The sequence below is a fragment of the Amycolatopsis sp. NPDC051102 genome (assembly GCF_040682815.1).
In the GTDB taxonomy this organism is placed as follows: domain Bacteria; phylum Actinomycetota; class Actinomycetes; order Mycobacteriales; family Pseudonocardiaceae; genus Amycolatopsis.
In genome coordinates, this window is sequence record NZ_JBFBBT010000012.1 from 86,810 (window position 1) to 113,404 (window position 26,595).

General features: G+C 69.0%; 22 protein-coding genes, 2 tRNA genes and 2 pseudogenes. 15 read left to right on the forward strand and 11 right to left on the reverse strand.

The window, feature by feature from the left end; genetic code table 11:
- Positions 1–29: 29 nt before the first annotated feature.
- The 3 genes from AB0M93_RS29905 (at position 30) to AB0M93_RS29915 (ending at position 1,654) form a co-directional block, all read left to right on the forward strand.
- Positions 30–653, forward strand: a complete 624-nt coding sequence (locus tag AB0M93_RS29905; RefSeq protein ID WP_364279556.1) for a GNAT family N-acetyltransferase — start codon at positions 30–32, stop codon at positions 651–653.
- 52 nt (positions 654–705) lie between these two features.
- Positions 706–822, forward strand: coding sequence for a VOC family protein (locus tag AB0M93_RS29910; protein ID WP_364279559.1), 117 nt, complete (start codon positions 706–708; stop codon positions 820–822).
- A 61-nt stretch (positions 823–883) separates the two neighbouring features.
- On the forward strand, positions 884–1,654 hold the full coding sequence (locus AB0M93_RS29915; protein ID WP_364279117.1) for a sulfite exporter TauE/SafE family protein: 771 nt from the start codon (positions 884–886) through the stop codon (positions 1,652–1,654).
- Here the strand turns inward: AB0M93_RS29915 and AB0M93_RS29920 are convergent.
- The 3 genes from AB0M93_RS29920 to hisC form a co-directional block, all read right to left on the reverse strand.
- Positions 1,647–1,826 carry a DUF397 domain-containing protein gene (locus AB0M93_RS29920; RefSeq protein ID WP_364279120.1) on the reverse strand — a complete coding sequence of 60 codons (180 nt, stop codon included), beginning with the start codon at positions 1,824–1,826 and terminating at the stop codon, positions 1,647–1,649. The genes AB0M93_RS29915 and AB0M93_RS29920 overlap by 8 nt on opposite strands.
- Positions 1,823–2,695: a DUF5753 domain-containing protein gene (locus AB0M93_RS29925; protein ID WP_364279123.1), complete on the reverse strand. Its 873-nt coding sequence runs from the start codon at positions 2,693–2,695 to the stop codon at positions 1,823–1,825. The genes AB0M93_RS29920 and AB0M93_RS29925 overlap by 4 nt, the downstream gene beginning before the upstream one ends.
- Before the next feature lie 89 nt (positions 2,696–2,784).
- Positions 2,785–3,840: a histidinol-phosphate transaminase gene (gene hisC, locus AB0M93_RS29930; RefSeq protein ID WP_364279126.1), complete on the reverse strand. Its 1,056-nt coding sequence runs from the start codon at positions 3,838–3,840 to the stop codon at positions 2,785–2,787.
- A 124-nt stretch (positions 3,841–3,964) separates the two neighbouring features.
- On the opposite strand from hisC, the gene AB0M93_RS29935 reads away from it, so the two are divergent.
- From AB0M93_RS29935 to AB0M93_RS29955, 5 genes are all read left to right on the forward strand, one after another.
- Positions 3,965–4,594, forward strand: a complete 630-nt coding sequence (locus AB0M93_RS29935) for a dienelactone hydrolase family protein (RefSeq protein WP_364279129.1) — start codon at positions 3,965–3,967, stop codon at positions 4,592–4,594.
- Between the two features lie 85 nt (positions 4,595–4,679).
- The gene (locus tag AB0M93_RS29940) at positions 4,680–6,659 is read left to right on the forward strand and encodes an acetoacetate--CoA ligase (RefSeq protein WP_364279131.1); all 1,980 of its coding nucleotides are present in this window, start codon (positions 4,680–4,682) and stop codon (positions 6,657–6,659) included.
- Between the two features lie 37 nt (positions 6,660–6,696).
- Positions 6,697–8,412 carry a phosphatidylglycerol lysyltransferase domain-containing protein gene (locus tag AB0M93_RS29945; RefSeq protein ID WP_364279134.1) on the forward strand — a complete coding sequence of 572 codons (1,716 nt, stop codon included), beginning with the start codon at positions 6,697–6,699 and terminating at the stop codon, positions 8,410–8,412.
- Positions 8,413–8,477: 65 nt separating this feature from the next.
- Positions 8,478–8,567, forward strand: a tRNA-Ser gene (locus AB0M93_RS29950).
- Between the two features lie 41 nt (positions 8,568–8,608).
- Positions 8,609–8,682: transfer RNA gene (locus AB0M93_RS29955), tRNA-Arg, on the forward strand.
- A 195-nt stretch (positions 8,683–8,877) separates the two neighbouring features.
- Here the strand turns inward: AB0M93_RS29955 and AB0M93_RS29960 are convergent.
- The 6 genes and pseudogenes from AB0M93_RS29960 to AB0M93_RS29985 all read right to left on the reverse strand — a co-directional run.
- Positions 8,878–9,135, reverse strand: a pseudogene (locus AB0M93_RS29960) (transposase); the annotation flags it as partial.
- A gap of 2 nt (positions 9,136–9,137) precedes the next feature.
- Complete coding sequence (locus AB0M93_RS29965) at positions 9,138–9,848, reverse strand: type II CAAX endopeptidase family protein (RefSeq protein ID WP_364279137.1); 711 nt, start codon at positions 9,846–9,848, stop codon at positions 9,138–9,140.
- On the reverse strand, positions 9,845–12,385 hold the full coding sequence (locus AB0M93_RS29970; protein WP_364279140.1) for an MMPL family transporter: 2,541 nt from the start codon (positions 12,383–12,385) through the stop codon (positions 9,845–9,847). Before AB0M93_RS29970 ends, AB0M93_RS29965 begins: the two co-directional genes overlap by 4 nt.
- Entirely contained in the window at positions 12,382–13,251 is an 870-nt protein-coding gene (locus AB0M93_RS29975; protein ID WP_364279143.1) for a class I SAM-dependent methyltransferase, read from the reverse strand. The genes AB0M93_RS29970 and AB0M93_RS29975 overlap by 4 nt, the downstream gene beginning before the upstream one ends.
- Positions 13,248–14,438: an MFS transporter gene (locus tag AB0M93_RS29980; RefSeq protein ID WP_364279146.1), complete on the reverse strand. Its 1,191-nt coding sequence runs from the start codon at positions 14,436–14,438 to the stop codon at positions 13,248–13,250. The genes AB0M93_RS29975 and AB0M93_RS29980 overlap by 4 nt, the downstream gene beginning before the upstream one ends.
- Before the next feature lies 1 nt (position 14,439).
- On the reverse strand, positions 14,440–15,618 hold the full coding sequence (locus tag AB0M93_RS29985) for an aminotransferase class I/II-fold pyridoxal phosphate-dependent enzyme (protein ID WP_364279149.1): 1,179 nt from the start codon (positions 15,616–15,618) through the stop codon (positions 14,440–14,442).
- Between the two features lie 524 nt (positions 15,619–16,142).
- On the opposite strand from AB0M93_RS29985, the gene AB0M93_RS29990 reads away from it, so the two are divergent.
- The 4 genes from AB0M93_RS29990 to AB0M93_RS30005 all read left to right on the forward strand — a co-directional run bounded on the left by AB0M93_RS29990 (position 16,143) and on the right by AB0M93_RS30005 (position 20,299).
- Positions 16,143–16,685, forward strand: a complete 543-nt coding sequence (locus AB0M93_RS29990; protein ID WP_364279151.1) for a TetR/AcrR family transcriptional regulator — start codon at positions 16,143–16,145, stop codon at positions 16,683–16,685.
- 9 nt (positions 16,686–16,694) lie between these two features.
- Positions 16,695–17,114: a DUF5360 family protein gene (locus AB0M93_RS29995; RefSeq protein ID WP_364279154.1), complete on the forward strand. Its 420-nt coding sequence runs from the start codon at positions 16,695–16,697 to the stop codon at positions 17,112–17,114.
- A gap of 204 nt (positions 17,115–17,318) precedes the next feature.
- Positions 17,319–18,950: a glycosyl hydrolase family 18 protein gene (locus AB0M93_RS30000; RefSeq protein WP_364279156.1), complete on the forward strand. Its 1,632-nt coding sequence runs from the start codon at positions 17,319–17,321 to the stop codon at positions 18,948–18,950.
- Positions 18,947–20,299, forward strand: a complete 1,353-nt coding sequence (locus AB0M93_RS30005) for a cellulose binding domain-containing protein (protein ID WP_364279159.1) — start codon at positions 18,947–18,949, stop codon at positions 20,297–20,299. Before AB0M93_RS30000 ends, AB0M93_RS30005 begins: the two co-directional genes overlap by 4 nt.
- A gap of 53 nt (positions 20,300–20,352) precedes the next feature.
- On the opposite strand, the pseudogene AB0M93_RS30010 reads toward AB0M93_RS30005, so the two are convergent.
- A pseudogene (locus tag AB0M93_RS30010) lies at positions 20,353–21,652 on the reverse strand (aspartate aminotransferase family protein).
- A gap of 87 nt (positions 21,653–21,739) precedes the next feature.
- On the opposite strand from AB0M93_RS30010, the gene AB0M93_RS30015 reads away from it, so the two are divergent.
- The gene (locus AB0M93_RS30015) at positions 21,740–22,639 is read left to right on the forward strand and encodes a LysR family transcriptional regulator (RefSeq protein ID WP_364279161.1); all 900 of its coding nucleotides are present in this window, start codon (positions 21,740–21,742) and stop codon (positions 22,637–22,639) included.
- A 14-nt stretch (positions 22,640–22,653) separates the two neighbouring features.
- Here the strand turns inward: AB0M93_RS30015 and AB0M93_RS30020 are convergent, their stop codons facing one another.
- A complete protein-coding gene (locus AB0M93_RS30020) occupies positions 22,654–23,640 on the reverse strand; it encodes a hypothetical protein (protein WP_364279164.1) in 987 nt (328 codons plus the stop codon).
- 269 nt (positions 23,641–23,909) lie between these two features.
- Between AB0M93_RS30020 and AB0M93_RS30025 the strand changes: the two genes are divergently transcribed.
- Both AB0M93_RS30025 and AB0M93_RS30030 read left to right on the forward strand, forming a co-directional pair.
- Positions 23,910–25,376, forward strand: a complete 1,467-nt coding sequence (locus AB0M93_RS30025) for an AAA family ATPase (RefSeq protein ID WP_364279167.1) — start codon at positions 23,910–23,912, stop codon at positions 25,374–25,376.
- Positions 25,373–26,590 (forward strand): hypothetical protein, encoded by a 1,218-nt coding sequence (locus tag AB0M93_RS30030; protein WP_364279170.1) that lies wholly within the window; start codon positions 25,373–25,375, stop codon positions 26,588–26,590. Before AB0M93_RS30025 ends, AB0M93_RS30030 begins: the two co-directional genes overlap by 4 nt.
- Positions 26,591–26,595 lie beyond the last annotated feature (5 nt).

Genomic DNA, 26,595 nt, shown 5'->3' on the forward strand with positions numbered 1-26,595 from the left:
GCTCGCGGAAACTGTCGGGGGTGGCTGTCATGATCACCGGCATGGACATCTTGGGGGCGTGGGTGCGCGGCTGGGCGGTGTCCCGGGCGACACCACCACCGGTTTCCGAAGGTGACGGCTACCGGGTCGACGTCGGCCTGCCCGGGCACCGGGTGCGCTACCTGCTGCGGTCGCCGGCGGCGGTGGCGTCCCGCGCCCGGACGGTGGCCGAGCCGGGCACGTGGCTGAAGACGTGCGGCTCGCGGTCCGCGGTCCTGGCCGGCCTCACCCCGGCGTGGACGGTAGGGGAGACGGAGTACCTGATGGCGGTCGACGGACCCGTGCCGCCGGTCGCCGTCCCGGCGGGGTATTCGGTGACGGTCACCGGCGACGGCCCGGCGTGGGACGTGCTGGTCTCGGCCGGCGCGGCCCCGGCGGCCCGTGGCCGGGTCGCGGTGGCCGGCGGAGTGGCGGTGTTCGACAAGATCGAAACGGAGCCGGAGCACCGCCGCCGTGGCCTCGGCCGCGTGGTGATGCACCGGCTGGGCGAGGCGGCGGGCGCGAGTTCGAGCGTCCTGCTGGCCTCGGCGGCCGGGCGCGGCCTGTACAGCGCGCTCGGCTGGCGGGTGATGTCCGACGTCGTCCCGGCCGACGTCCCGGAAGGAGCGGCATGACAGCCCGGTTCAAGGACCTCGCCCTCGACGCGTCTACGGCGACCCGGCCGAGCTGGTCGCGATGGGCGCCACGCTGATCCGCGCCCGCGGCGGCGACACCGGCTGGGACGTGCTGGCCGACCCGGAGGGCAACGAGTTCTGCGTCTTCACCCCGGAGGTGACTGTCTGACCTGACACATCTGCGTCGCGGGAGTGGCCCACGGTGCTTAGGCTCCGGACGTGATTGCTTCATGACGTGGTGGCACGCGGTGATCGTCGTGGTCGCCGGGATCTGGGCGGGGACGATCAACGCCGTCGTCGGGTCGGGGACCCTGGTGACCTTTCCCGTGCTCGTCGCGCTGGGCTATCCGCCCGTGACGGCGACGACGTCGAACGCCATCGGGCTCGCGCCCGGGACGCTCAGCGGTGCCTGGGGCTACCGGCACGAGCTCAAGGGCTACTGGCCGCAGGTCGTCAAGTTCGGTGTCGCGTCTTTCCTCGGCGCCATCGGTGGCACCATCCTGCTGCTGTCGCTGCAGAAGGACGCCTTCGAAGCCGTCGTGCCGGTGCTGGTCGGGCTGGCCGTGATCCTCGTCATCGTGCAGCCGAAGGTGTCCGCGTGGGTGGCCAAGCGCCGCGAGGAAAACGGCGAAGAGCACAAGCCCGGGCCGCTGCTGATGTTCTTCATCTTCCTCATCGGCATCTACGGCGGGTACTTCACCGCCGCGCAGGGCGTGATGCTGATGGCCGTGATGGGGATGCTGCTGTCCGAGCCGCTGCAGAAGCTCAACGGCGTCAAGAACGTCCTGGCTGCGGTGGTGAACGTTGTCGCCGGGGTGATCTACGCCTTCGTCGCGCCGGTCAGCTGGGCCGTCGTGCTGTGGCTGGCCGTCGGCTCGACCGCCGGCGGCTTCCTCGGCGCGAAGATCGGCCGGAAGCTGCCGCCGACGGTGCTGCGTGGCGTGATCGTGGTGATCGGCGTGGCCGCCGTGATTCAGCTGTTGGTCAAGCAGTTCAGCTGAGCTGACGGAGGAAGGTGGTCCACGCCTCGGCCGGGACGGCCAGTTCCCCGGACGCCGGCGCCTTCGAGTCCCGGACGCCGACCAGCTCGGTGTCCGGCGCGACCTCGACGCAGTTCCCGTTGTTGCCGCCGCTGTAGCTGCTCTTGCGCCAGGACCGGCTGTGGGAGGTCATCGCGTTTCGTCCTTCGCTCGGTCGTACTCACTTGCCAGTGCGGCAAGCCACTCCCGGGATTGTCCTCCATCCAGGGCAAGATCGGCCACTCGCTTGAGCACGTAGCGGTATATCTCCAAGTCGGCTGGATCTTCCAGGAACAAGCTCGCGGTCTGGTTCTCGACGTAGGCCACCACCGGAGCTTGGTTGTAGCGCATGATCCTGAACCCCACGCCAAGAACACCCGCCGGGCAGGCAGCCTCCGGAACCACCCGAATCACGCAGTGTTCGAACGAGGACGTGAGCAGGAGGTGGAGGATCTGCTCGTGCATGGCCTGATCGTTGGCGACCTTCGCCCGCAGAGCAGCTTCCTGGATGTAGAACGTGAATCGCGGAGGATCCCTTCGCCGCAGCAGCTTCTGCCTGCTCAGCCGGGCCCGGACGCGAACGTCGATGCCGGTCTCGTCGCGTAGCCCGAACCACCGGAAGACCGCGCGGGCGTACTGCTCGATCTGCAGGATGCCCGGAACGATCAGCGGTTCGAACTCGATGATCTCGGTCGCCTGCGTCTCGGTCACGATCAACGACCGCAGCTCGTCCGGCAGTTGCTCGCGATGCGGCCGGATCCGGTACCCGTCCGCCTGCTCCCGCACCAGATCGAGCACCCGCACCACGTCCTCGCGCGAAGCCCGGCAGCTCGCGAGGTACATGGTCACGTCCAGCTCGGAGTAACCCCGGACCCCGCTCTCCATCCGCGAAATCTTGCTGGCCGAACAACCCAGCAGGTCCGCGAGATCCGAAAGCAGCAGTCCGGCGCCGACGCGAAACCGCTTCAGCTCGTCGCCGACTTCGCGGCCCGTCGCCGACGAATCGCGGTCTCGCTCGCTCATGCCGGGAAAGCTAAGCCGTCCCCCACCGGGAACGGCTCAGCGCCACGGCAAGATCAACCCATCGGACGCCGCCTTGCCACCGCGGCAAGCTACTGGCGGAACTCCCTTGCGGCAGCGAGGAAGAGGTCGTTCTCGTCGCGGGTCCCGATCGTCACGCGCACGCCGTCGCCGGCGAACGGGCGCACCACCAGCTTGCGGTCCAGCGCGTGCTCCGCGAACGGCACCGCCTGGTCACCGAGCGGCAGCCAGACGAAGTTCGCCTGCGTCTCCGGCACCCGGTAACCCGCTTCGAGCAGCGCGTCCCGCACGCGTCCGCGCTCGGCGACGATCTCCTTGCAGCGCTCGAGCAGCTCGTCGGCCGCGTCCAGGGACGCCAGCGCGGCCACCTGGGCCAGCATGTTCACCGAAAACGCCACGTACACCTGGCGAAGCGCGTCCGCGATCGGCTCGGGCGCCACCGCGTAACCGACGCGAAGGCCCGCGAGGCCGTACGCCTTCGAGAACGTGCGCAGCACCATCACGTTCGACCGGGTGCGGGTGTACTCGACGCCGTCGGGCACCTCGGGGTCGGTGACGAACTCCTTGTACGCCTCGTCCAGGACCACCAGCACGTGCTCCGGCACCGAAGCCAGGAACCGCTCCAGCTCGGCGCGGCGCACCGCCGTCCCGGTGGGGTTGTTCGGGTTGCAGATGAAGACCACGCGCGTCCGGTCGGTGATCGCCGCGAGCATCGCGTCGAGGTCGAGCTCCTGGCCCTCGGTGATCGGGACCTTGACCGAGACGGCGTTCGCGACCTGCGTGACGATCGGGTACGCCTCGAAGGAGCGCCAGCCGAAGATGACCTCGTCGCCGGGCGCGCAGACCGCCTGGATCGTCTGCTGGCACAGCGACACCGAGCCGCAGCCGATCGCGACGTGCTCCACCGGCACGTCCAGCTCGCGCGCGAGCCGCTCGCGCAGGGCCTGCGAACCGGTGTCCGGGTAGCGGTTGATCCCGGTCGCGGCGTCGGCGATCGCCTGCGCGACGCTCGGCAGCGCGCCGCCGGGCACCTCGTTGCTCGCCAGCTTGATCGCGCCTTCGATCGTCCGGCCGGGGATGTACTTCGGCAACGATTCGAGATCGGCACGCGGGGACACGGACGACATCTTCGGCGCTCCTGGAATTCGACGGGACGACCCGCTCACCGTATCTTTTCCGGCCGCCGCCCCGCGACTGCCTTCGGGGGGCCGGGGCTTCCTCCCGTTCACCTCGAAGTGATTGAGTGAACCAATGACGTCGACCTCCACCGCGGACTACCAGCGCACCGACGGCCGCACCCTGCGCCTGACCTTCTCGGAACCCGAAGGCGCGCTACGCGGCGGGCTGGTGGTGCTGCACGAGGCCGACGGCGTCACCGACGGCGTGAAACTGCTGCTCGCGAGCCTCGCCACGGAGGGCTGGCTGACCGTCACCCCGCACCTGGAGAACGACCGCCTCACCCAGCAGGACCTGCTCGACGCGACCGACCTGACCCTCGCCTGGCTGGTGGAGCGGGGCGTCCAGGCCGACCTGCTCGGCGTGATGGGCTTCGACCTGGGCGGCACCGCGGCGCTGGTCGTCGCGTCGCACCGCAGGCTCGGCGCGGCCGTCAGCGTCGGCGGGCAGCAGGCCGCCGAACTGCCCGCGCTGGTCGAGATCGCGGGCAAGCTCACCAGCCCGTGGCTCGGCATGTACGGCGACGCCGGCGACGAGGCGGGCGGCGCCGACGTCGAGCGCCTGCGCGACGCGGCCGCGTCGGCGAAGGTCGCCACGAACGTCGTCCACTACCCGGGCGCCAACCACCGGTTCGATGCCGATCCCGGCGCGGCCGCGGAGGCCTGGCAGCGGACGCTGAACTGGTTCGACGCCCACCTGCGGTAGGTGTGGGCCGCGCACACTGTCCACCGGGGTTCCATGTCGGTTCCGACCACGGTGACTTCCGGATCCGAGGGATTAGGCTCGGGGCGTGACGCACACCGCCGACGCCCCCGAAGTGCTCTGGCGCCCCGAGCCGGGCCATGTTGCCGACACCAAGATCGACGCCTTCCGCCGGTGGCTGCGCGCCGAGCGCGGCGTCGAGGTGGACGACTACCGCTCCCTGTGGGAGTTCTCGGTCGACCGCGGCCCGGACTTCTGGGCGGCGGTCGCGGACTTCCTCGGCGTCCGCTGGCACGACCAGCCGGGCGCGGTGCTGTCGGGGGAGATGCCGAACGCCGTCTGGTTCGAGGGCGGCACGCTGAACTACGCCGAGCACGCGCTCACCCCCGGCGTCGCGGGTGCGGCGAAGGGTGACGACGAGACCGCGGTCATCTTCCACCGCGAAGACGGCTTCGCGAGCCACCTGACGTACGGCGAGCTTCGCGCGCAGGTCGCCGCGGCCCGGGCCGCGTTCCTCGAACTCGGCGTCGGCAAGGGGGACCGGGTCGTCGCCCTGGCGCCGAACTGCCCGCAGACGCTGGTCGCGTTCCTCGCCGCGGCGAGCGTCGGGGCGATCTGGTCGTCGTGCTCGCCGGACTTCGGCGTCCGCGCGGTCGCGGATCGCTTCGTCCAGATCGAGCCGAAGGTGCTCTTCGCGGTCAACGCCTACGCGTACAACGGCCGTCAGTTCGACATCCGGACGACGATCGCCGACCTGCAGGCGCAGCTGCCGTCGCTGGCCGCGACCGTGCTCGTCGAGTACGTCGGCGAAGGCCGGATGGACGGCGCCCTCGACTGGAACGAGCTGCTCGCGAAGCACGAGGGCGCGCCCCTGCTGTTCGAGCCGGTCGAGTTCGACCACCCGCTGTGGGTGCTCTATTCGTCGGGCACCACCGGCCTGCCGAAGGGCATCGTGCACGGCCACGGCGGCATCACGCTGGAGCACCTCAAGGCCCTCGCGCTGCAATCCGACCTCGGGCCCGGCGACCGGTTCTTCTGGTTCAGCACCACCGGCTGGATGATGTGGAACTTCCTCATCTCCGGCCTGCTGGTCGGCACCACGATCGTGCTCTACGACGGCAGCCCCGGCTTCCCCGACCTGAACGCGCTCTGGCACCTGGCCGAGCAGCACCGCGTCACCTACTTCGGCACGTCGGCGCCGTTCATCCAGAGCTGCCTGAAGGCCGGCATCAAGCCCGCCGAGCGCTACGACCTGACCGGGCTGCGCGCACTGGGCTCCACCGGCGCGCCGCTGAGCGTCGAGGGCTTCCGGTGGATCGTCGACGAGGTCGGGCGGAACGTCCAGATCTGCTCCGTGTCCGGCGGCACCGACCTGTGTGCGGCGTTCGTCGCGTCCGCGCCGGACGTCCCGGTGTGGCTCGGCGAGCTGTCCTGCCCGGCGCTGGGGGCCGCGGTCAACGCGTTCGACGAGGCCGGCCACGCCGTCGTCGAGGAGGTCGGCGAGCTGGTCATCACCAAGCCGATGCCGTCGATGCCGGTGTTCTTCTGGAACGACCCGGACGGCTCGCGCCTGCGTGAGGCGTACTTCGAGATGTACCCCGGGCTGTGGCGCCACGGGGACTGGATCCGGATCACGAACCGCGGCTCGGCGGTGATCTACGGCCGCAGCGACTCGACACTCAACCGCGGCGGCGTCCGGATGGGTACAGCGGAGTTCTACCGGGTCGTCGAGGGCTACGACGAGGTCGCGGATTCCCTGGTCGTGGACACCTCGGCGGCCGGGAACGAAGACGGCCAGCTGATCTGTTTCGTGGTGCTGACCGAGGGCGTCAAGCTCGAAGACGTCGAGCCGCGCCTGCGCAAAGAGCTCCGTAGCGCACTGTCACCGCGCCATGTACCCGATCGGTTCGTCGTGGTTTCCGAGATACCTCGTACCTTGAACGGTAAGAAGTGTGAGGTACCGGTGAAGAAGATCCTGGCCGGTGTGGCTCCCGACCGGGCCGTCAGCCGCGACGCGCTGGTCAACCCGGCAGCGCTGACGCCGTTCGTGGAGCTCGCCGGGGGCTAGATGGGGGAAGCATGATCATCCACGGCGGGTTGTACAGGTGGTGACGGGGACACGCGCGCAGATCACCTGGAAGGTGGCCGGAGCCACCACCGTGGGGGTGATCACCTGGGTGACCCGGCTGGCGGGCCTGATGACGTTGGGTTCGATCCTGATCCCGGCCGGGCGCCGCAGCCTGCGCGGGCACCTGGCCGAGTGGCTGGAGCTGCCGCAGGAGGCCACGGTCGCCGCGGCGACCGTGGCGCTGGTCATGGGCGTGCTGCTGGTGCTGCTGGCCGCGGGGCTGCGGCGCCGCAAGCGCCGGGCGTGGCAGCTGGCGGTCGGCGCGACGGTGCTGCTCACGATGTCGCACCTCGGGCTGAAGCACGTCTTCGCCGCCGGCCTGGTGTCGGTGGTGCTGCTGGTGGGCCTGATCGCGAACCGGCGTTATTTCGTGGCCAAGCCGGACCCGGTGGTCGGGCGCTGGCGGGCGGTGCGCGTGTTCGTCCAGCTCGCGCTCGCCGGGTTCGTGATCAACGTCATCCTGCTGTCGGTGGCGCCGCGGGCGGTCCTGGAGCCGATGGGCTTCGGCGACCGGCTCGCGGAGTCCGCGCTGGCGCTGGTCGCGGCCAGCGGGCCCGCGGTGTTCCACCAGATGTGGCTGGAGGACCTGACCGCCGCCGTCGGGTTGCTGTTCGGCCTCGCCGCGGTCCTGGTGTCGGCGTACTTCCTGCTGCGCTCGGCGGAGCCGGCGCCCCGGCTGACCGACGAGGAGGTCGCGCGGCTGCGCCGGCTGCTGGACGAGCACGGCGAGCGCGACTCGCTCGGCTACTTCGCGTTGCGGCGCGACAAGTTCGCGGTGTTTTCGAAGACGGGCAAGGCGGCGGTCACCTACCGCGTGATCGCCGGCGTGGCCCTGTGCTCGGCCGACCCGCTGGGCGACCACGAGGCGTGGCCGGGCGCGATCGAGGAGTACCTGGAAGTCTGCCGCCGCAACGGCTGGACCCCGGCGGCGATGGGTGTCTCCGAACTCGGCGCGACGGTCTGGGCCCGGTTCGGCCTGGAGGTACTGGAGATCGGCGACGAAGCGGTGGTCGACGCGGCGGGCTTCACCCTGGACGGCCGCACGATGCGCGGCGTCCGCCAGGCCGCGGCCCGGACGAAAAGGGCGGGCTACAAGGTCCTGGTGCGAAGGGCGGAGGACCTGCGCCCGGGCGAGCTGGCCGAGCTGGAGGTCCTGGCGGCCAACTGGCGCGGAACGGACACCGAGCGCGGCTTCTCGATGGCACTGGGCCGCATGGGCGACCCGGGCTCGGTACTGGTGACGGCGGAGCAGGGCGGCCGCGTCCGCGGGGTGCTCCAGTTCGTCCCGTGGGGCACAACGGGTCTCTCCCTGGACGTCATGCGCCGCGACAGAACGGCCGACAACGGCGTCAACGAGCTGATGATCTCGGAGCTCCTGCTGTCAGCGGGCCGCCACGGCGTCACGCAGGTCTCGCTGAACTTCGCGGCGTTCCGGGCGCTGATGGAGCAGGGCCAGCGCATCGGCGCGGGCCCGGTCGCTCGCATGTCGGCGAAGGTGCTGCACTTCTTCTCGCGCTGGATCCAGATCGAGTCGCTGTACCGCTTCAACGCGAAGTTCCAGCCCCGCTGGGTCCCCCGCTACTTGGTGTACCCGAAGGTCCGCGACCTCCCCCGGGTGGGCATCGCAACGTTCGAGGCCGAAGGCCTGGGCGGCCGCTCCCCACGCCTGCTCAGACTGCTCCAGCGGGCGTAAGGGGGGTGCTGTTCCGGGGTGATCGGGGGGTGTGTAACCTATCTGAGCAGTGGTCGTTGGGCCCAGGAGGCTTCGCCTAGTCTGGTCTATGGCGCCGCACTGCTAATGCGGTTGGGGGTAACCCCCCCTCCCGGGTTCAAATCCCGGAGCCTCCGCTGGCACCCGGTTCGCCGGGTGCTAGGTTACAACTGAACACGCGCCCGTAGCTCAGCTGGATAGAGCATCTGACTACGGATCAGAAGGTCAGGGGTTCGAATCCCTTCGGGCGCACGTCTGGTTGAGACAGCAAAGAAGCCCCCTCTCCGGAGGGGGCTTCTTTCTTTGCCCCATCACCCGCCGAGCTCGTCCTGGTGTTGCGTGGCACAGCTTTCAGGTGCGCCCGGCCCGCGCACGGGCCTCGGCCGCCAAAGCTCGCAACCACTCCCGCTCCGTCGGCGTGATCCGCCGGTCCGGCGGGACGTGCTCGACTCGATCCCACAGGCCGGCCAGGGTCCACTCCAGGAACCGGCGGTGCGCGGTGGACGCGCTGACCGCGAAAGCGGGCGGCAAGCGGTGCCACGTGCAGCCGGTGGCCAGGACGAACACCACCGCCGTGAAAACCGCCCGGTTCTCGACGCGGGCCCGGCCCCCACCCTGTGGCCGGGTCCGAGCAGACGGCAGGAGCGGCTCGACGTAGCTCCAGATGTCGTCCGTCACCAGGCGAAGCGCCAGTTGCGTTGCCATGGTCATGGCGGCGCCGCCATCGTCACCCACGAGACCAGGGCGAGGTTCGCGATGCCCTGCGCCGCGGCGCTGGCGAACACCGAGCCGGTCACCACCCGGCAGTAGCCGAGGGCCAGTCCCATGCAGAAGACCGACGGCAGCACGCCGGCGATCACGGCCGGGGCGAACGGGCTGAGCCCGTAGTTCCCCAGGTGCACGAAGGCCCAGCCGAGCGACGTAACCACCACGGCCACGGCCGTGCCGGCCTGCCGGGCGACCGCGGTGAACAGCACTCCCCGGTAGCAGATCTCTTCCAGTAGCGGCACGAACAGCCCCATGGCCAGGACCATGAAAACCCACAGAAGCACTTCGTTGCCGGGCACCATGGTGCGGAACAGCGCCGGGATCCCCATCGTCCAGTTGCCCGTCGTCGTGCCGAACGCGGCCCAGTTGCACGACACGACGTCCACATAGGTCACCAGCACGACTCCGATGCCGACGGCCGCCGGGAGCTTGCGGGCCGGACGCAGCCCGACGCCGGTCCAGGAGTCACGCGGCACGGCGACCAAAACCGACGGCGTCAGGAGGATCGACAGCACCGTGCACGGCACGGTGAACGCGCCGGCGAGCCGGACCGCCGCCAGCACCCCGTACCCGGCGAGGGCACTGAGCACCGGCGCCGCCTCGTGCCAGCCCCGGACGTGGGACAGCAGCGACGGGTTCCGCGTTGTCACGGCGTGGCCGCTCGGCGCCGTGGGCCGATCCGGGGCAGCCACCAGTTCCACCGGCCGAAGAGGACGAGCGCCGCCGGCACGAACAGCATCCGGATCAGCGTGGCGTCCAGCAGGACCGCCGCGGCCAAGCCGGTTCCGTACTGTCGCAGCATCAGCGTCGACGACAGCATCATCGTGCCGAGGCTTCCGGCCATCACCAGACCGGCGAAGGTGATCACCCGGCCGGTGTCGACGACCGCCCGGCCGGTGGCGTCCGCGATCCCCAGACCCTCTCTGGCGAGGTCCCGGACGCGGGTCACGAGGAAGATCTCGTAGTCCATGCCCAAGCCCATCATCAAGATGACCAGGAAGATGGGCAGGTCGTCGATGATCGCGTCGCCGAGCACCTTTTCGAACACGAGAACGGTGATGCCGATCGCCCACACGTTGCTGAGCATGATGGTCGCGATCAGCTGGACGGGGATCAGGATCGACCGCAGCGTCACCAGCAGCATCAGCAACACGCCGAGGGACACGAGCACGACCATCTGCCAGAAGCTCGAGTTGAGCGCGGCGTGGTATTCCTCGTCCACCCTCGTCGTCCCGCCCAGTGCGAGGGAGCCGACCGTCGCACCGTCCGCGGCCAGCACCGCGTCGACCTGCTTCAGGACGGCACGGGCGGGTTCCGAGTAGGGATCGGCTTGCAGCCGGAGGACGATCCGGAGATCCCCTTGCGGGGACAGGAAGTCGTGCCGAACGACCGGCGGAAGAGCCGCGGTTTCCGCTTCGCCCAGCGGTTTCCCGAACGGCCTCGTCAGCGCGTCGACCCCGGCCACACCCCCGACCGAGGCGAGCTTCGCGGTCAAGGCGGTGACTGCCTGGTACCCGGCGGGCCGCAGAGTGTCCGGGCTCGCGAGGTCGGGGCGCACCCGCCCGGCGACCACGCTCGGGAACGCCGTGCCGGCACCCCAACCGCCCGTGACGACGTCGATCCCCTGCTTCGAGTCGGTGGCCGGGCTGAGCGCCACCGGATCGGCGGTGGTCTTGCCGAGCGCCGTGACCACGGCGAACGGTGCGGTCAGCGCCAGGAAGACCACGAGCACCGCGACGCGGCGCCGCCGCGCGAGCGCGGACATCTTCTTCAGGTAGCCGCTGAGGGCGCCGGATTCCTCCATGTTGCCGAGCGCGTTGCGGCCGAGCAGGAAGAACCGGTCGCCCAGGATCGCCAGGAGTGCCGGGGTGAGGGTCAGCGCCGCTAGGAGGATCAACGGGATGCCGATGAGGCCGCCGTAGCCCAGCGGCGGAATCCAGTCGACCGGCGAAAGCAGCGTCGCGCCGAACGCGAGAACGACCGCTGCCGCGGCGAGCAGGACGCTCTCCCCGGAACGCGCCGTCGCGGCGACCACCGCGTCGCGCGCCGACCGTCCGGCGAGGCGTTCCTGGCGGTAGCGCGAGGACAACAGCATGCTGTAGTCGACGCCCGCGCCCAGCATCACGAAAGTCATGATCGTGACGGTGAACTGCGTCAGCGTCACCGCGTGCCCGAGGGCGAACAGCGCGGCCTGGCTGACGTTCATGGCGAGGCCGATCGAGACCAGCGTGATGATCGCGGGCAGCACGGCGCGGAAGAACAGCAGCAGCACCACGAAGATGAGCACGTACGCTGCCGTTTCCATCGTGCCGTTGTCGCTGTCGGCCTTGGCGTAGGTGTCGTGGATGAGCGCGAGTTCGCCGGTGACGTGCACGCGCGCTGTGTGCTCGAGCCCGCTCGCCGCCAGCGCCCGGGCGCCGATATCGCGCAGGCCTGCCACGTCGGGATCCTTACCGGCCCGATCGGTGAAGCTCACGGTGACCAGCGTGCTGTCGCCTCCGGTCGACGCGAACCGGGCGACGAGCTCCGCCGGCAGCGGGACAGGGAACCGGTTCCAGTCCGCGGCCAAGGTGACCCCGGTGGCAACCTCGGCAAGTCCGGCGTCACCGGTGGTCAGCGCGGTTTTCGCCGGCCCGGCGAGCTCGCCGGGCAGCTGGCCGGCCGCGACCAGACCGTCGACGGCCGCCGGCCTGGCCGCCGGATCCGGCGCCGCGGCGGAGACCTCGTTCCGCACCGTGGCGAGGTACTGCACGACGGCGTCGCGGTACGTGGTGAACAGAGATGACGTCTGCCCGACGAGACCGCGGCCGGACCACGGCCGCAGCTCGGTGTCGATCTCTTCGAGCAGCCGCTTCACCCGGGCGTCGCGGACGTCCGGCGCGGCCACCACCAGCAGGGTCTCCCGTTGCGACCGTTGCGAAAACTCGCGCTGGACGAGCTGTTCGACGTCGGCGCTCGCGGTGCCGGGCACGACCTTCGACGCGCCTTGCTTGGTGAGCATGGACGGCAGGTCGAACGCGAACGGCGTACACGCGGCGATGAGCACCAGCCAGGCGACAACCACCAGCTTGCGCCGTCGGACGATCCCCTCGGCCAGCCGGTGCAGCCACCGGTCGATCCCCCTTGCCCGTTTCCCGCGTCCGGCCGGTGGCAGCTCTCGCTTGGGCACGATCTGGCCGGCGGTCACCAGCGGGGTCCCAGCTTGCGACCCGAGACGACGACGTAGGTGTGACGCAGCGTCAGTTCCCCGGCCCGCTCGGCGAGCGCGGTGCGCAGCTTGGCCAGGACCTCGGCCTCCCGGCTCGCGTCGACGGCGTCCTTGAAGCCCGCCGCCGCGCCGGAGCGCTGGACGTACTCGAGCGCTTCGTCGGGCGAATGGACCGGAAGGAGCTGCTCTCCCTCTTCGCGCCGCGAAACGGACAACCCCGCCCTCGTGAACCACCGGGCCACGACGTCGGCGTTCTTGGGCAGGTTGACCCGGATGAGCGCGGTCATCACCGAGGGGTCCTGCGCGAACACCTGCTCCAGCGATTCCACCAGCGTCCGGAGCGCGTCCGCGCGCGTCTCGACGACCAGGACCTGGCCGCCGGGCCGGAGCACCCGGTGGATCTGCTTGAGCAGCTGCACCGGCTTCGCGTAGCAGATCGCCCAGCCGCAGATGACGATGTCGGCGCTCGCATCCGGCAGCGCCCGCAGGAACTCGGTCATGTCGCCGACCTGCAAGTCGACGGTGAGTCCCGGCCGCGGCGTGACTTTTTCCCGGGCGACCGCCAGCATGCCGGGCGACTTGTCGACGGCGAGGATCGTGCCCCGCGAGTCGAGCCGTTCCTGGATCCGCGTGGTCAGGTGGCCGGTGCCGCAGGCCAGCTCGACCACGACGTCCCCGGGAACGATCTTGACCAGTTCGAGCGCGTCGGCCGAGTGCTTGCCCATCACCCGGGTGAAGAACGAGTCGTAGTCCTGGCTCGCGGCATCGTAGTCGCGGATCGGGTTCGACGATGCTCGCGTGACGGCCAGGCGGAGAGCCCTGATGGCCAGTCTGGTGCTGATCACTGGGATGAGCCTTTCTGCCGTGCGGTGGGACGCGGTTCCGGTGTGACGGTGATGCGGGTGAGCAGCAGCAGCCCGGAAAAGCACAGGAGCGCTCCGGTCACGGCCAACGTGGCCGGCAACGACACCTGGGCGCCGGCGCCACCGGCCGTCGGGCCGACGACCATGCCGACGCAGTAGCTGAGGTTGAAGACGGCGAACACGGTCGCGTAGGCGCCGCCGCCGTGGCGCTCGGCGACCGCCGCGAGTTCGGGGAGCGCGGGCACGAGAACGAAGCCGTAGGCGACAGCGAACGCCACGAGCACCGCCCCGGTCCCCACCGGCCCGCCCGGGAGCAGCAGCATCGGCAGCAGGCCCCCGGACAGCACCAGCCCCAGTGCCATCAGCCGGACCCGGTGGCAGCGGTCGGCGGCGAAGCCGATCACCGGGCTGGCCGCGCCGTTGGCGAGGGTGGCCGCGCCGAACACGATGCCGATGACCGCGGGGGTGGCGCCGTACCGATCCGCGAGCGCCAGCGGCAAGATCGGTTCCAGCATGCTGAGCGCCGACGAACCCAGCGCCACGGCGACGACCACTCCGCGCAGGGACCGATCGCGGAGGAGGCTGCGGACCGAGGCGACGGCCACTCGCCGGGCGCCGTCGCGGATCAGGACCGCCTGGATCACCGCACCCACCACCGTGGCGGCCACCACGGCCAGGAACGGGGTGCGGTGATCGCCGTACTGCTCCAGGAACCCGCCCAACGGCGGACCGAGGATCAGCCCGACCGACATCGCGCCCATGACCAGCCCCATGGACCGGCCGAGCCGCTCGGCCGGGACCAAGTCGGCGACCAGTGCCACGCCCGCCGTCCACACGGCCGCCGCGGCCACGCCCTGGGCGAAGCGAGCTGTCAGCAACAGCGCGTAGGAGTCGGCGAAGGCGTACAGCACCGTGCTCGCCGCCAGCCCGGCCGAGCCGGCGAGCATCGGGCGGCGCCGGCCGAACCGGTCGGACAGCCGGCCCAGCACCGGGGTGGCCACCACCAGCCCGACGGCGTAGGAGGCGAACAGGACGCCGATCTCCGCCTGACTCGCTCCGAGCCGGGCCGCGTACCCGGGCAGAACCGGGACGACCAAGCTGTAGAGCAGACTGTCGATCAGCATCGCCGCGCACACCGCGGCGATGACGGACCTGGCGTTCCCGGTCACCCTAGGCCCCGACCGCCAGCGACCGATCGGCGAACACGTCCGCGAACGCGTTGAGGACGTGGTCGAGCTGATCGGGTGTGTGCGTGGCCATGACGCTCATGCGCAGCCGGTGGGATGCCGCCGGCGGCACCACGGCGTTCACGTACACCCCTCGGTCGAGGAGTCGCCGCCACAGCACGAAGGTCTCGGTGTGGTCGGCGGTGAACACCGGCACGATGGGGGACGTCCCGGTGCCGACGTCGATCCCGAGGTCGAGCAGCCCCGCCCGGAGGTACGCGGCGTTCTCGTGCAATCGCTCGACCCGCCAAGGCTCCTCCCGCAGGATTCCGAGCGCGGCGAGCGCCGCGGCGGTGTTCGCCGGGGACATGCCGGCGCTGAAGATCAAGCTGCGCGCGTGGTGACGGAGGTAATGGACGACCTGCGCGCTGCCCAGCACCGCACCGCCGACGGAGGCCAGCGATTTGCTGAAGGTCAAGGTGGTCAGGTCGGCCTCGTCGTCCCCGGGCAGGTGCGCTTCGGTGCCGCGGCCACCACCGAGCACTCCGATGCCGTGGGCGTCGTCGAGCAGCAGGCGGGCACCGAACGCACGGCACTCCGCGAGCAGCTCCGGCAGCGAGCAGACGTCACCGTCCATCGAGTACACGCCGTCGACGACCACGAGCCGCCCCGCGTCCAGCGGGCAGCTCCGCAGCAGGCGGCGCAGCGACGCCGGGTCGTCGTGCCGGAACGTCCGCGTCCGTGCGCCACTCAGCGCCGCGGCGTCGATCGCGGACGCATGTGCCGCACGGTCGATCAAGACGTGGTCGCCGCGACCGACGAGCCCGCTCACGGCGCCGAGGTTGGCCTGGTAGCCGGTCGTGAAGACCAGCGCCTCCTCCTTGCCGCAGTAGGCGGCCAGTTCTCGTTCGAGCTGCTCGTGCAGCGCCAGATTCCCGTTGAGGAAACGGGAGCCGGTGCACGAGGTGCCGAACTCGTCGGTCGCCGCCTGGCTCGCCGCCTTGACGCGCGGGTCCGTCGTCAGACCGAGGTAGTTGTTGGAGCCGCACATGACGACGGACCGGCCCTGGTAGCGCACCTCCGTACCTTCGTGACCGTCCAGCACGACGAAGTACGGGTACAGGTCCGCAGCCATCGCCTCCCGCGCCGCGGTGAAGCCGTCGCATTTGTGGAAAATATCCATCTGGTCAACCCGTCTTCCGAGATTCACGTTTCACGGACGGGTTCGGCCAGTGCGCTGAACGGCCCTTGGCTCGCTCGCAGTCCGGCTGCCCCCCAGTCGCACGCAGAAATTTCGACAGCCTTGGCGATGCCCCCAGCGTCGCGACTTCGGTCAGGATATCGGAAGAAACTTCAGGCTGTTACTGGATTGCTCCATCAGGAGGAATTGATCGGCAAGTCATGATCATCTCAATTGGTGCCGCCTTCGGAGTGCTTGCTTAATCAGTGTCGAAGCGGCCTCGAGCAGCCAACTCGGCCGGATCCACCAGCTCGGCTGGGCGGGACACACAGATTTTTCGATTCCCGATCGAATCCTGAAGAATGCCTCTTCACCATGGCTTGTGCTGCGCCAGCTGAGACTGTGCACCGTGGCGGAAAGTGTCACATCGAACACCGTGAGTAGCTAGTCGGCTCTGCTCGAGCTCGTTGCCGCGACGGGGCAAGTCGGCTAAGCTGGACCGACCGTCTAGACGGTTTGGGAGTCATATGCTGCGCACCAAGGTGTTGGACGCCGCCGAGAAGCTCATCCTTGAGAAGGGCACGGACGCTCTGAGGGTGGAGGACGTGGCTGCGCTGGCCGGCGTCAGCAAGGGTGGCCTGCTCCACCACTTCCGCAGTAAGCACGCCTTGATCGAAGGTGTGCTGCGCCGCCAGGTCGACACTTTCGAGAAGGTGCTGCCTCCCGAAGGGGCGCCCCCGGGTGCATTCACCATGGCCTGGCTGGCCGCCGCCGTTCCCGAATCCGAGCCCGAGGCGGGCGGTCAGCGCGACCAAGTTTCCGTAGCTCTGTTGAGTGCCATCAGCGGTGGCGACGAAACACTCGAAATCCTCCGGGAAAAATACACCGAGTGGCAGCGGAGGCTGGCTTCCGACGGACTCGACCCGACAGTGGCCACGCTCGTTCGTTTCGCCGCTGACGGCTGGTGGACGAGTCGCATCCTGAAACTTGCGCAACCGACGGAAAATCTTTACCTCGACCTGCGACGGACGCTGGTGGAAATGATCGAAACGGCCGCCGGGAAAGAGTGATCGAGACCGGTGAAACCCTCTCCGCTCGCGGTGCCCTGCCTGACTCGGTGGTCCCTCGTCCTCACCGACGCCGGCTTCCTTGTCTACTGGGTGATCGTGACCGCCGAGCTGATCCCGCCCGGCTGGGCCTTCAAGGACTACGCCGACCCCGTGCTCACCGACTGGAACTACTCGTTCCTCGTTCTTGACGTCCTGGCCAGCCTCACCGGGCTCGCGGGTCTGCGCGCGCTGAAGCGCGGCCACCCGAACGGCCGGCTCGTCGTGGCGGTGTCGTTGACGTTGACCTTCACGGCGGGGCTGCAGGCGATCTCCTTCTGGATCCTTCGAGCCGACTTCAACCCGGTGTGGTGGCTGCCGAATCTGTGGCTCCTGCTGTTCCCCGCCGTGGCTTTCGCGGTCCTGCTCCGGAACCGGAAGGGTCGGCGCTGAGCGATCAATCCGCTGCGTAACCGGACTGGACCAATGAGGTGCTCGTATCCAGGACTGGTCTTGACCATCAACCACGCTCCGTGGTGACACTTCCGTAATTGGTCTGGACCACGTAACGTCTTCGCAAAACGGCGCAAACACCGCCCTGGTCCCCGCCGGCGGTGTTGGTGTTCGCCGTCCCTGCACCTGGCTCAAGGGAGAGCGATGTCCAGAAAGAGATGGCACCTCCTCGGTCTCTTCACCGCGGTCGGCGCGATCGCGGTCGGTCTCGTCACCGTGCCGGCGAGCGCTGCCGGTGGAGTGAGCGCCGCCTTCAGCAAGAGCTCCGACTGGGGCACCGGGTACGAAGGCAAGTACACGATCAACAACGGCTCCGGCGCGACACTGCCGAGCTGGACTGTCGAGTTCGACCTGCCTTCCGGCGCGAAGATCGCGTCCCTTTGGGACGGCAGCTACACCGCTTCCGGGCAGCACGTCACCGTCAAGAACAGCTGGAACGGCAACGTCGGCAACGGTGGCACCGCCAGCTTCGGCTTCAACGTCAGCTACTCCGGCACCTACTCGGCACCGTCGAACTGCAAGCTGAACGGCGGTTCCTGCGACGCCGGTGGTGGCACTCCCACCACGACGCCGACCACCCCGACGCAGCCGACCACGAACCCCACCACGCCGACCACGCCCACCACCCCGCCGACGACCACCACGCCACCCCCGCCGGGCGGCCTGAAGAACGTCGGGTACTTCGTGCAGTGGGGCGTCTACGGGCGCAACTACCACGTCAAGAACATCGAAACCTCCGGCTCGGCCAGCAAGCTGACCCACATCAACTACGCGTTCGGCAACGTCAAGAACGGTCAGTGCACCGCGAACGACGACCCGTACGCCGACTACCAGAAGACCTACGACGCCGCCGGCAGTGTCGACGGGGTTGCCGACACCTGGGACCAGCCCGTCGCCGGCAACTTCAACCAGCTGCGCAAGCTCAAGAAGCTGCACCCGGGCCTCAAGGTGATCTGGTCGTTCGGCGGCTGGACCTACTCGGGCGGCTTCGGGCAGGCCGCGCAGAACGCGGCCGCGTTCGCGCAGTCCTGCTACAGCCTGCTCAAGGACCCGCGCTGGGCCGACATCTGGGACGGCATCGACATCGACTGGGAGTACCCCAACGCCTGCGGTCTCTCCTGTGACACCAGCGGTGCCGCGGCCTACAAGAACCTCCTGGGCGCGCTGCGGGCGAAGTTCGGCTCGTCGTTCCTGATCACCTCGGCGATCACCGCGGACGGCAGCAACGGCGGCAAGCTCGACGTCGCCGACTACGGCGGCGCGGCGCAGTACGTCGACTGGTTCAACGTCATGACCTACGACTACTTCGGCGCCTGGGCCGCGCAGGGCCCGACCGCCCCGCACTCGCCGCTGACCAACTTCAACGGCATCCCGACGCCGGGCTTCTACTCCGACGCGGCGATCCAGAAGCTCAAGAGCAAGGGCGTCCCGGCGAGCAAGCTGCTGCTGGGCATCGGCTTCTACGGCCGCGGCTGGACCGGCGTCACGCAGGACGCCCCGGGCGGCACCGCGACCGGCCCCGCGCCGGGCACCTACGAGCAGGGCATCGAGGACTACAAGGTCCTCAAGAACACCTGCCCGTCGACCGGCACCTTCGCCGGCACCGCGTACGCCAAGTGCGGCAGCAACTGGTGGAGCTACGACACCCCGGCGACCATCGGCGGCAAGATGTCCTACGCCAAGCAGCAGGGACTCGGCGGCGCCTTCTTCTGGGAGCTGACCGGCGACACCACGGGCGGCGAGCTCATCACCGCGATGAAGAACGGCCTGTCATGAGCCGCCGGTGGTTGCCCGCACTCGGGCTGGCGGCCGCGGCCGCCACGATCGGCGCGATGTTCGTGATCGCCCCGGCGAACGCGGCGGGCGGCGTGTCCGCGACCTTCTCGAAGGGCTCCGACTGGGGCACCGGGTACGAGGGCAAGTACACGATCGCCAACGGCTCCGGCTCGACGCTGCCGTCGTGGACCGTCGAGTTCGACCTGCCGTCCGGCGCGAAGATCTCGTCCCTCTGGGACGGCAGCTACACCGCGTCCGGCCAGCACGTCACGGTCAAGAACACCTGGAACGGCAACGTCGCCAACGGCGGTAGCGCCAGCTTCGGCTTCAACGTGACGTACTCGGGTTCGTACGCCGCGCCGTCGAACTGCAAGCTGAACGGGGGTTCCTGTGCCGCCGGGGGTACACCCCCCACGACCACGACGCCGCCTCCGACGACGACGACCCCGCCGACCACCACGACACCGCCCCCGGCGGGTGGCCGCGGCGCGCCGTACCTGTACATGGGCTGGGGCAGCCCGCCGAACCCGCAGACGGTGATGAACGCGACCGGGGTCAAGTGGTTCACCATGGCGTTCGTCAACGCCTCCGGTGGCTGCAACCCGGCGTGGGACAGCAGCCGTCCGCTGCAGGGCAGCGCCGACGCCGCCGCGATCTCGCAGATCAAGGCGGCGGGCGGCCAGGTCGTGCCGTCGTTCGGCGGCTGGAGCGGCACCAAGCTCGGCCCGGCCTGCTCGACGCCGGAGGCCTTGGCCGGCGCCTACCAGCAGGTCATCAGCGCCTACGGGCTGAAGGCGATCGACATCGACATCGAGAACTCCGACGAGTTCGAGAACGAGGCCGTGCAGGACCGCATCCTGAACGCGCTGAAGATCGTCAAGCAGAACAACCCGGGGATCCAGACGATCCTGACCTTCGGCACGTCGACGACCGGCCCGAACTACTACGGCAACCGGCTCATCGACCAGTCGAAGGCGCTGGGCGCGAACGTGGACGTGTACACGATCATGCCGTTCGACTTCGGTGGCGGTGCGAACATGTACAACAGCACGGTGAGCGCGGCGAACGGGCTGCGCGACAAGCTGAAGTCGACGTTCGGCTGGAGTGACGCCACGGCGTACGCCCACGTGGGCATCTCCGGCATGAACGGCCTGTCCGACCAGCAGGAGCTGACCGACCTGTCGACCTGGACCCAGATCACGAACTGGGCCAAGTCGAACAAGATCGCCCGCCTGGCGTTCTGGTCGGTCAACCGCGACCGCGGCTGCCCCGGCGGCGGCGTGCAGTCGACCTGCAGCGGCATCGCCCAGAACGACTGGGACTTCACGAAGGTGACAGCGGGCTTCTGACGCTGTCGTGACGGCCTCCTTGCCGGCGCCCCGGGCCGGCAAGGAGGCCGTTTTCACGCCAGGAGCTTGACGGCGTCGCCGATCGCCTGGTCCAAGATGGACACGCCGAGCGCAATCTCCTCTTCGGACGCCGTGAGCGGCGGCGCGATCCGGAACACCCCGCCCATCCCGGGCAGCTGCACGATGTTCATGTGCAGCCCGAGTTCGAGGCAGCGCTGCGTGACCCGCGCCCCCAGCTCGTCCGAACTGCGCTTGGTCTCCCGGTCCACCACCAGTTCCAGCCCGGCCAGCAGGCCACGGCCACGGATGTCGCCGACGACCTCGTGGTGGGACGCGATTTCGTCCAGACCGCTGCGCAGCAACGCGCCCAGCGAAAGCGCCCGCTCGTCGAGCCGGTCGCGAATCAGCACATCCAGGACTGTGTTGCCGACCGCCGCCGGGAGCGGGTCGGACACATGCGTTGTGAAGAACAGGAACCCGCGGTCGTGGGCCTCCTGCTCGATGGACGCGCTCGTCAGCACCGCGGCCAGCGGCAGCCCGGCACCAAGCGTCTTCGACAGCGTCAGGATGTCCGGGACGACGCCGTCGCGCTCGAACGCGTACCAGTTTCCCGTGCGGCACAAGCCCGTCTGAGCCTCGTCGAGGATCAGCAGCATCCCGCGCTCGCGGCATTTCTCGGCCGGCGAAGTAGCCGGGCGGGGGTTCGATGATGCCGCCGGAACTGAGGATCGGCTCGACCAGGCACGCGGCCAGGCTGCCGACCGACTGCGCGTCGATCATCTCGAAGCCGAAGTCCAGCTGACGCCGCCAATCCAGCTCACCGGAGGCGTCGGTGAAGTCCGGGCGGTAGGCGTTGGGCGCCGGGATGGCGAAGTTGCCCGGTGCGGCGGGTCCGTAGCCGCGGCGGCCGGCGCTGTAGGTCGCGCTCGCCGCCGCCTGCGTCATCCCGTGCCACGACCGCGCGAACGAGACGATCTCGTGCTTGCCGGTCACCAGCTTGGCCATCCGGACGGCCGCCTCGTTCGACTCGGCGCCGGTCGTCAGCAGCAGCGCCTTCTCCAGCGGCGCCGGGAGCGTCTCGGCCAGCCGCCGCGCGAGGTCGACGACCGGGCGGCTCAGCATGCCGCTGAACAGGTGGTCCAGCCGCCCGGCCTGCCGCCGGACGGTCTCGACGATCTCGGGGGGCGAGTGCCCGAGGATCGCGCTCATCTGGCCGGAGGTGAAGTCGAGGATCCGGCGGCCGTCCTCGGTGACGACGAAACTGCCCTCGGCGTGGTCGATGATTTCGCGGGTGAAAGCGCCGCCGTAACGCACGAGGTGCCGGTCGACGTCCGCCCAGAAGGAAGCAGCCATGGCTCCGACGGTAGGTCCGCCGCGAGCGCCACGTCCATCTCACAATTCCGGCTTTCCTGTTCGGTTTCGCCGAACAAGGATGGCGGCATGCTGAACCCCTGGCGCCTGCGCCTGCTGAGCCGGCTGGACACGCTGGGCACGATCCGCGCGGTGGCGCAGGACGCGAACCTCAGCGCGTCGAGCGTCTCGCAGCAGCTGGCCGTCCTCGAAGCGGAAACCCGCACCCAGCTGCTGGAACGCACCGGCCGCCGGGTCCGCCTGACACCGGCGGGGCTGATGCTGGCCCGCCGCGCGCGGGCGATCCTCGACCACATGGACACGGTCGAGGCGGAGCTGCGCAGCCTCGGCGAAGAACCGGCGGGCCTGGTCCGGCTGGGCGCGTTCCAGAGCGCGATCCACACCCTGGCGGTGCCGGCGGTGACCCGGCTGACGCACCCGCACCTCGAGGTCCAGCTGCTGGAGCTGGAACCGCACGAGAGCATCCCGGCCCTGCGCGGCGGCGACGCCGACGTCATCATCACCACGACCGACTTCGTTGAGCTGCCGCTGGGCCCCGACCTCGACATCATCCCGCTGGCGACGGACCCGATCGTGCTGGTGACACCGCCGGAGGCGCCCCGCGGCCCGGCGGTGCTCTCGGCCTACGCGGACGCGCCGTGGGCGCTGGACGTGCCGCAGTCGTACATGGCGAACCTGACGCTGCGCCTGTGCCGGGAGTCGGGCTTCGAGCCGCGGGTGGTGTGCCGCTTCAGCAACTACCTGATGACGCTGCAGCACGTCGAAGCCGGCCTGTCGATCGCCCTGCTCCCCGGCCTGGCCGTGGACCGCCGCTACCGCGTGGCGACGCGCGAGCTGGCAACCCCGGTGACGCGCACGATCGCGGCGGTCGTCCGCCGCGGCTCCCCACCGCGGGCGGCGGTCAACGTGGTGCTCGAAGCCCTGCGGCAGCTGCCGGACCTCCCGGGCCTCGCGAAGGGTGTGAGCTGATCAGCCGGGACTCGCTATCTGGCGGCGTGGCGGCCACGCCGAGCCCAGGGGGTCCAGATCGGATCGGTGCCCTGGGGCGGGTCGAGACTGATCACCACTTGGAGCTCCTCCGGCTGGTCTGCCACGATCCACCACGGGAACAGGGCCTCGTAGATGCCGCTGGCCAGGCCGAGGAAGTAGATCAGCGGCAGTTTCTGTTCGTAGGCTCGGCGCAGGGCGACGTTCGTGAAGTAGTTCGGATCCTCGCCGGCGTACTTGTAGCGGCGCAGTCTTTCGCCGATGACGCCGTCTTCGTAGGGGCGTGACTGGTGGTCTGGCCTATAGGCGGTCTTGATCGACAGTGCGGCTTCCAGCTCTTTCGGCTTTCGGATGCCCCGCTGCCGGTCCGCCAGAGCGATCCTCTTGCCTTCGAACTCGAAGAGGCTCAGCTGGTTCGACGGGATGCGATTGTTGTTGGTTGCGCGAACCTGGACCAACCACATCAGAGCCCGCCACCGCAGCCGCGTGTCGTAGTCCAGGTTCTCGAAGTTCGTGGGCAGGTGGAATCGCCCGCGAACAGACTCCGTTTCAGCGCGATCGACTCGCTTGCTGACCGAGCGACTGGGGCGGCGCAGTGGCGAGGCAGCCGGGCTGAAGACGAGGTCGAGCCCGAGCTCTGCCCGGACAAGCTCCGCCGCGCCCGGTGTGAAGTACTCCTCCAATAGCGCCTCAATCGCGGCAACGAGGGTCTTCGGGTTGTTCAGGAGTCGTGCAATTCCGGGACGTAGTCGACCACGCGCGCCACGGGCTTTGAGCCATGAGCCGCTTTGGGAGGTATTGCCGGCAATCGCAGCGCCTGACGAATCCGAGAGTTCCCAAAGCGATCGTTCCAGGCGGATGAAGGGGTTGGCGGCCAAGTCGGTGGCCTCGGCGGCGCCGGGGGCGTATTTGCTGATGAGGCGGCCGACGGGAGCCTCCGCCTCGTCGTACGTCGCGTCCCACCTACGTCGCTTGACGAACATTTGGAGGAGCCAGAGCAGCAGGAGGGGTTTGTGCGGAGCACGCTGACCCCCGACTCGAGCTACGCGGAGCGTTTTCAGCTCAGCTATGAGCTGCCTTTCGTCCACCTCACCCCTCCGTGTCCTCAGCGACGGAGTGTAGCTGCGCGAAGCGCGAGTACGCGCCCTTCGCTTAGCTACGCGAGAGCGTGTCGTGCCCTGTCTGGGCACCAGAACAGTGACGTAGTGTGTCGGCGCTGTTCGGTGTCACAGCGCCAGTACGGTTGTCTGCCATGACGGAACTGCCGCAGCGACTGGCGGACGAGCTCGCGGAAATAGGGCTAGCAGAAGCTGACCACGACGAACTCGGCGATGAGCTGCGCCAGCTTGAGGTGCTTCTCGCGACGAACGCGGGCTCATTGCCGATCGACAAGGTCGTCGCGGTCCGTGTCACCGGTGAAGACGAGTTGGTTGAACAGTTCCGGAGGACCGGGCAGCTGGCCCGCGCGGTACTCGGGGTAGCACTGGTGGACCTGCGCGCAGACGACAGGGCTGCGGCGGTGTCCGAGGAGTTCTGGGAGCTGTTGGTCGCTCCGCCCCCTGAGCGCGTTTCCGTTGGCCTCGTCTTCGGCTGGAAGGCCACTGGGTGGGAGGCTGTCTGGCTGGGGTACGGCGCAGGAGGCGAGAGCGCGGCGTCCGTGTTGAGCGAGTTCCTCGGAATCGAGGCTGAAGAAGTCTCACCGATTGCCGAGCCCAAGTACCGGCTAGAGCTTGACGAACGAGTTCGGCGCATGCTCAAGGCGTCCGTCCGGTCGCGGCCCGCCGTGATGCTCGTGGGCCCACCAGGCACGGGGAAGACGCATTTGCTCACCGAGTTGGTCGCCGAGATAAGCAAGGACCCGTCAGTTCACGGACTGACTCGGCTCCGCAAGCCGATACTGGTCACCCCGGATGAGTCGTGGACCGTCCGGGAACTGGTCGGAGGCGACACCGTGGACGACCAGGGACGACTCCGCTTCAGCCCCGGACACGTGCTGGAGGCCATCCGGCAGGACCGGTGGTTGATTTTGGACGAGGCCAACCGCGCCGATCTCGACCGCATATTCGCGGGGTTGTTCACCTGGTTGTCCGGCCAAACGGTCGAGGTGGGCCGGACGAGTGGCGAGCCGGGAGCCGGCAAGATCATCTTGGGTTGGGCTGACACGCCACACAGTCAGGTCATCGGTTTGAGCCGCTTGCGTCGCGGTGGCGCGAGCGGTGGGCCGATCAGTTACCTGGCCGGTACCGACTGGAGGCTGCTGGGAACGTACAACGCCGTCGATGCGCAGCGGGTGTTCCGCTTCGGGCAGGCGCTGGGACGGCGATTCGACCACATTCCCGTGCCGATTCCGGGCGCCGAGGCATTCGCGCGGGCCCTTCGGACTCGCCTGGACGACCTTGGGCCGACGTTGGACGAACCTGAGAAGGCCACGCTGGCGTCGATGCTTTCCGCTATTTACCGCTCTCACGCCGAGGTGCAGGGCGACGCGATGGGGCCGGCTGCGCTGCTGGCCATCCCGCAGTACGTTGCGGCTGGGAGACGAGACGACACGGCCGTGCCGTTGACGCAACTCGTCGCGGAGGCGTACTTGAGCAGCATGGGTACCTGGCTCGCCGTGCTCGGCGATGACTTGGATCGACTGGGAGAGAGCTTGAGTCGCGAAGACGTCCTCGGCGGGGAGTGGGGATGGGTCCACAGTCGGCTGCGTGAACTGCAGTGACGGCGTCGCGCGTCGACGAGCCGACCCTGTCGATCCCGTGGGAGGGCGTGCGGGAACTCTTCCACAGCTGGTCTGGCAAGGGCGACCTCTTCGCCGGGCTCGCCGCAGTACTGCGGAACGACGAATTCAGCCGTTGGACAAAGCGCGACGTCGAACGGCGAGCACACCGCGTGCTCTTCGAGAACTGTTGCGAGAGCCTGCAGCGCATGCCCGTCCGGGTACGTGACTGGTTGGCGATCATCCCGGTCCACTCGCAGGTGTCCCGGGTAGCGAGTCCGGCACCGCAAGGGCGCATCGATTGGGCGGCGACTCGACGAACGGGGTGGCCACCCCGCGAGTTCGTGGGACGTACTAGGCAGCGGACTTCCGACGAGGCATTGCTGAGCGCCCTGCGGTGGACCGTCGAACGCATGCTCCTGGTGTACCGCGATGCGTCCTTCAAGGATCTGCGCCGGAAGAAGCCGCTCGTCGACGAGCAGTTGAGAGTGCTTGACCAACTCGTGGAGCGGCCGGAGCTGCAGCAGGTTGCCGCGGTTCTACCGGACTCGGCCGTGATCAAGGATGTCCGCCGAGCCGGGCCGAAGTGGCGAGTGGTGGCCGACCTGGCCGACCTCCTGCGCAAGGAAGATGGTCCTGATTTGATCGCGCTGGCCAAAGCGCAGATCATGCCGGACGAAGAACTCGCTTCGGCGCTGTTCCACCTCGGCGTCTTCGGCCTCGTCCTCACCTCGCTCAAGGCCGAAGGTCATCGGCCGGTCAGTCTGCGTCCTCTTTACGGCGGGGCCAGCGGTGCTGCCTACGAGTTGGAGTCGGCGGGGCAGACCTGGCACCTGTGGTTCGAAGCCGGGGGTCTGTGGGCGAAGTACGGCCAGGTCGAGCCCTACGTCGAGGCAACGCGTGGGCTGCAGCGTCCGGGTCAAACGAAGAGCCCCGACATCATGCTTATCAACGAGGGAAGCCGCCGCGCGCTCATCATCGAATGCAAGTACAGCAAGGACTACGGGTACATTCGTAGGGGTTACAGTCAAGCGCTCACTTACCTGACCGAAGCGCGGACAACGATGATCGACGTCGGCGCTGCGTTCGTGGTGGCCCCGAGTGAGGTGGTTACGACCATCAGCACCGGCCGCACCGTCATGGGTCCCGTCTCCTTCTGTGGACCCGAGCTCTTCAAGGGTGCGTTCAGGTCCGCATTCGCCGAGCTTCGCCAATAGCGGGC

Excerpts from the sequence above, each read along its gene's own strand:
- AB0M93_RS29905 (WP_364279556.1), top strand. The coding sequence starts at position 30 with ATGATCACCGGCATGGACATCTTGGGGGCGTGGGTGCGCGGCTGGGCG.
- AB0M93_RS29915 (WP_364279117.1), top strand. The coding sequence starts at position 884 with ATGACGTGGTGGCACGCGGTGATCGTCGTGGTCGCCGGGATCTGGGCG.
- AB0M93_RS29920 (WP_364279120.1), bottom strand. The coding sequence starts at position 1,826 with ATGACCTCCCACAGCCGGTCCTGGCGCAAGAGCAGCTACAGCGGCGGC.
- AB0M93_RS29925 (WP_364279123.1), bottom strand. The coding sequence starts at position 2,695 with ATGAGCGAGCGAGACCGCGATTCGTCGGCGACGGGCCGCGAAGTCGGC.
- hisC (WP_364279126.1), bottom strand. The coding sequence starts at position 3,840 with ATGTCGTCCGTGTCCCCGCGTGCCGATCTCGAATCGTTGCCGAAGTAC.
- AB0M93_RS29935 (WP_364279129.1), top strand. The coding sequence starts at position 3,965 with ATGACGTCGACCTCCACCGCGGACTACCAGCGCACCGACGGCCGCACC.
- AB0M93_RS29985 (WP_364279149.1), bottom strand. The coding sequence starts at position 15,618 with ATGGATATTTTCCACAAATGCGACGGCTTCACCGCGGCGCGGGAGGCG.
- AB0M93_RS29990 (WP_364279151.1), top strand. The coding sequence starts at position 16,143 with ATGCTGCGCACCAAGGTGTTGGACGCCGCCGAGAAGCTCATCCTTGAG.
- AB0M93_RS30000 (WP_364279156.1), top strand. The coding sequence starts at position 17,319 with ATGTCCAGAAAGAGATGGCACCTCCTCGGTCTCTTCACCGCGGTCGGC.
- AB0M93_RS30005 (WP_364279159.1), top strand. The coding sequence starts at position 18,947 with ATGAGCCGCCGGTGGTTGCCCGCACTCGGGCTGGCGGCCGCGGCCGCC.
- AB0M93_RS30015 (WP_364279161.1), top strand. The coding sequence starts at position 21,740 with ATGCTGAACCCCTGGCGCCTGCGCCTGCTGAGCCGGCTGGACACGCTG.
- AB0M93_RS30020 (WP_364279164.1), bottom strand. The coding sequence starts at position 23,640 with ATGTTCGTCAAGCGACGTAGGTGGGACGCGACGTACGACGAGGCGGAG.
- AB0M93_RS30025 (WP_364279167.1), top strand. The coding sequence starts at position 23,910 with ATGACGGAACTGCCGCAGCGACTGGCGGACGAGCTCGCGGAAATAGGG.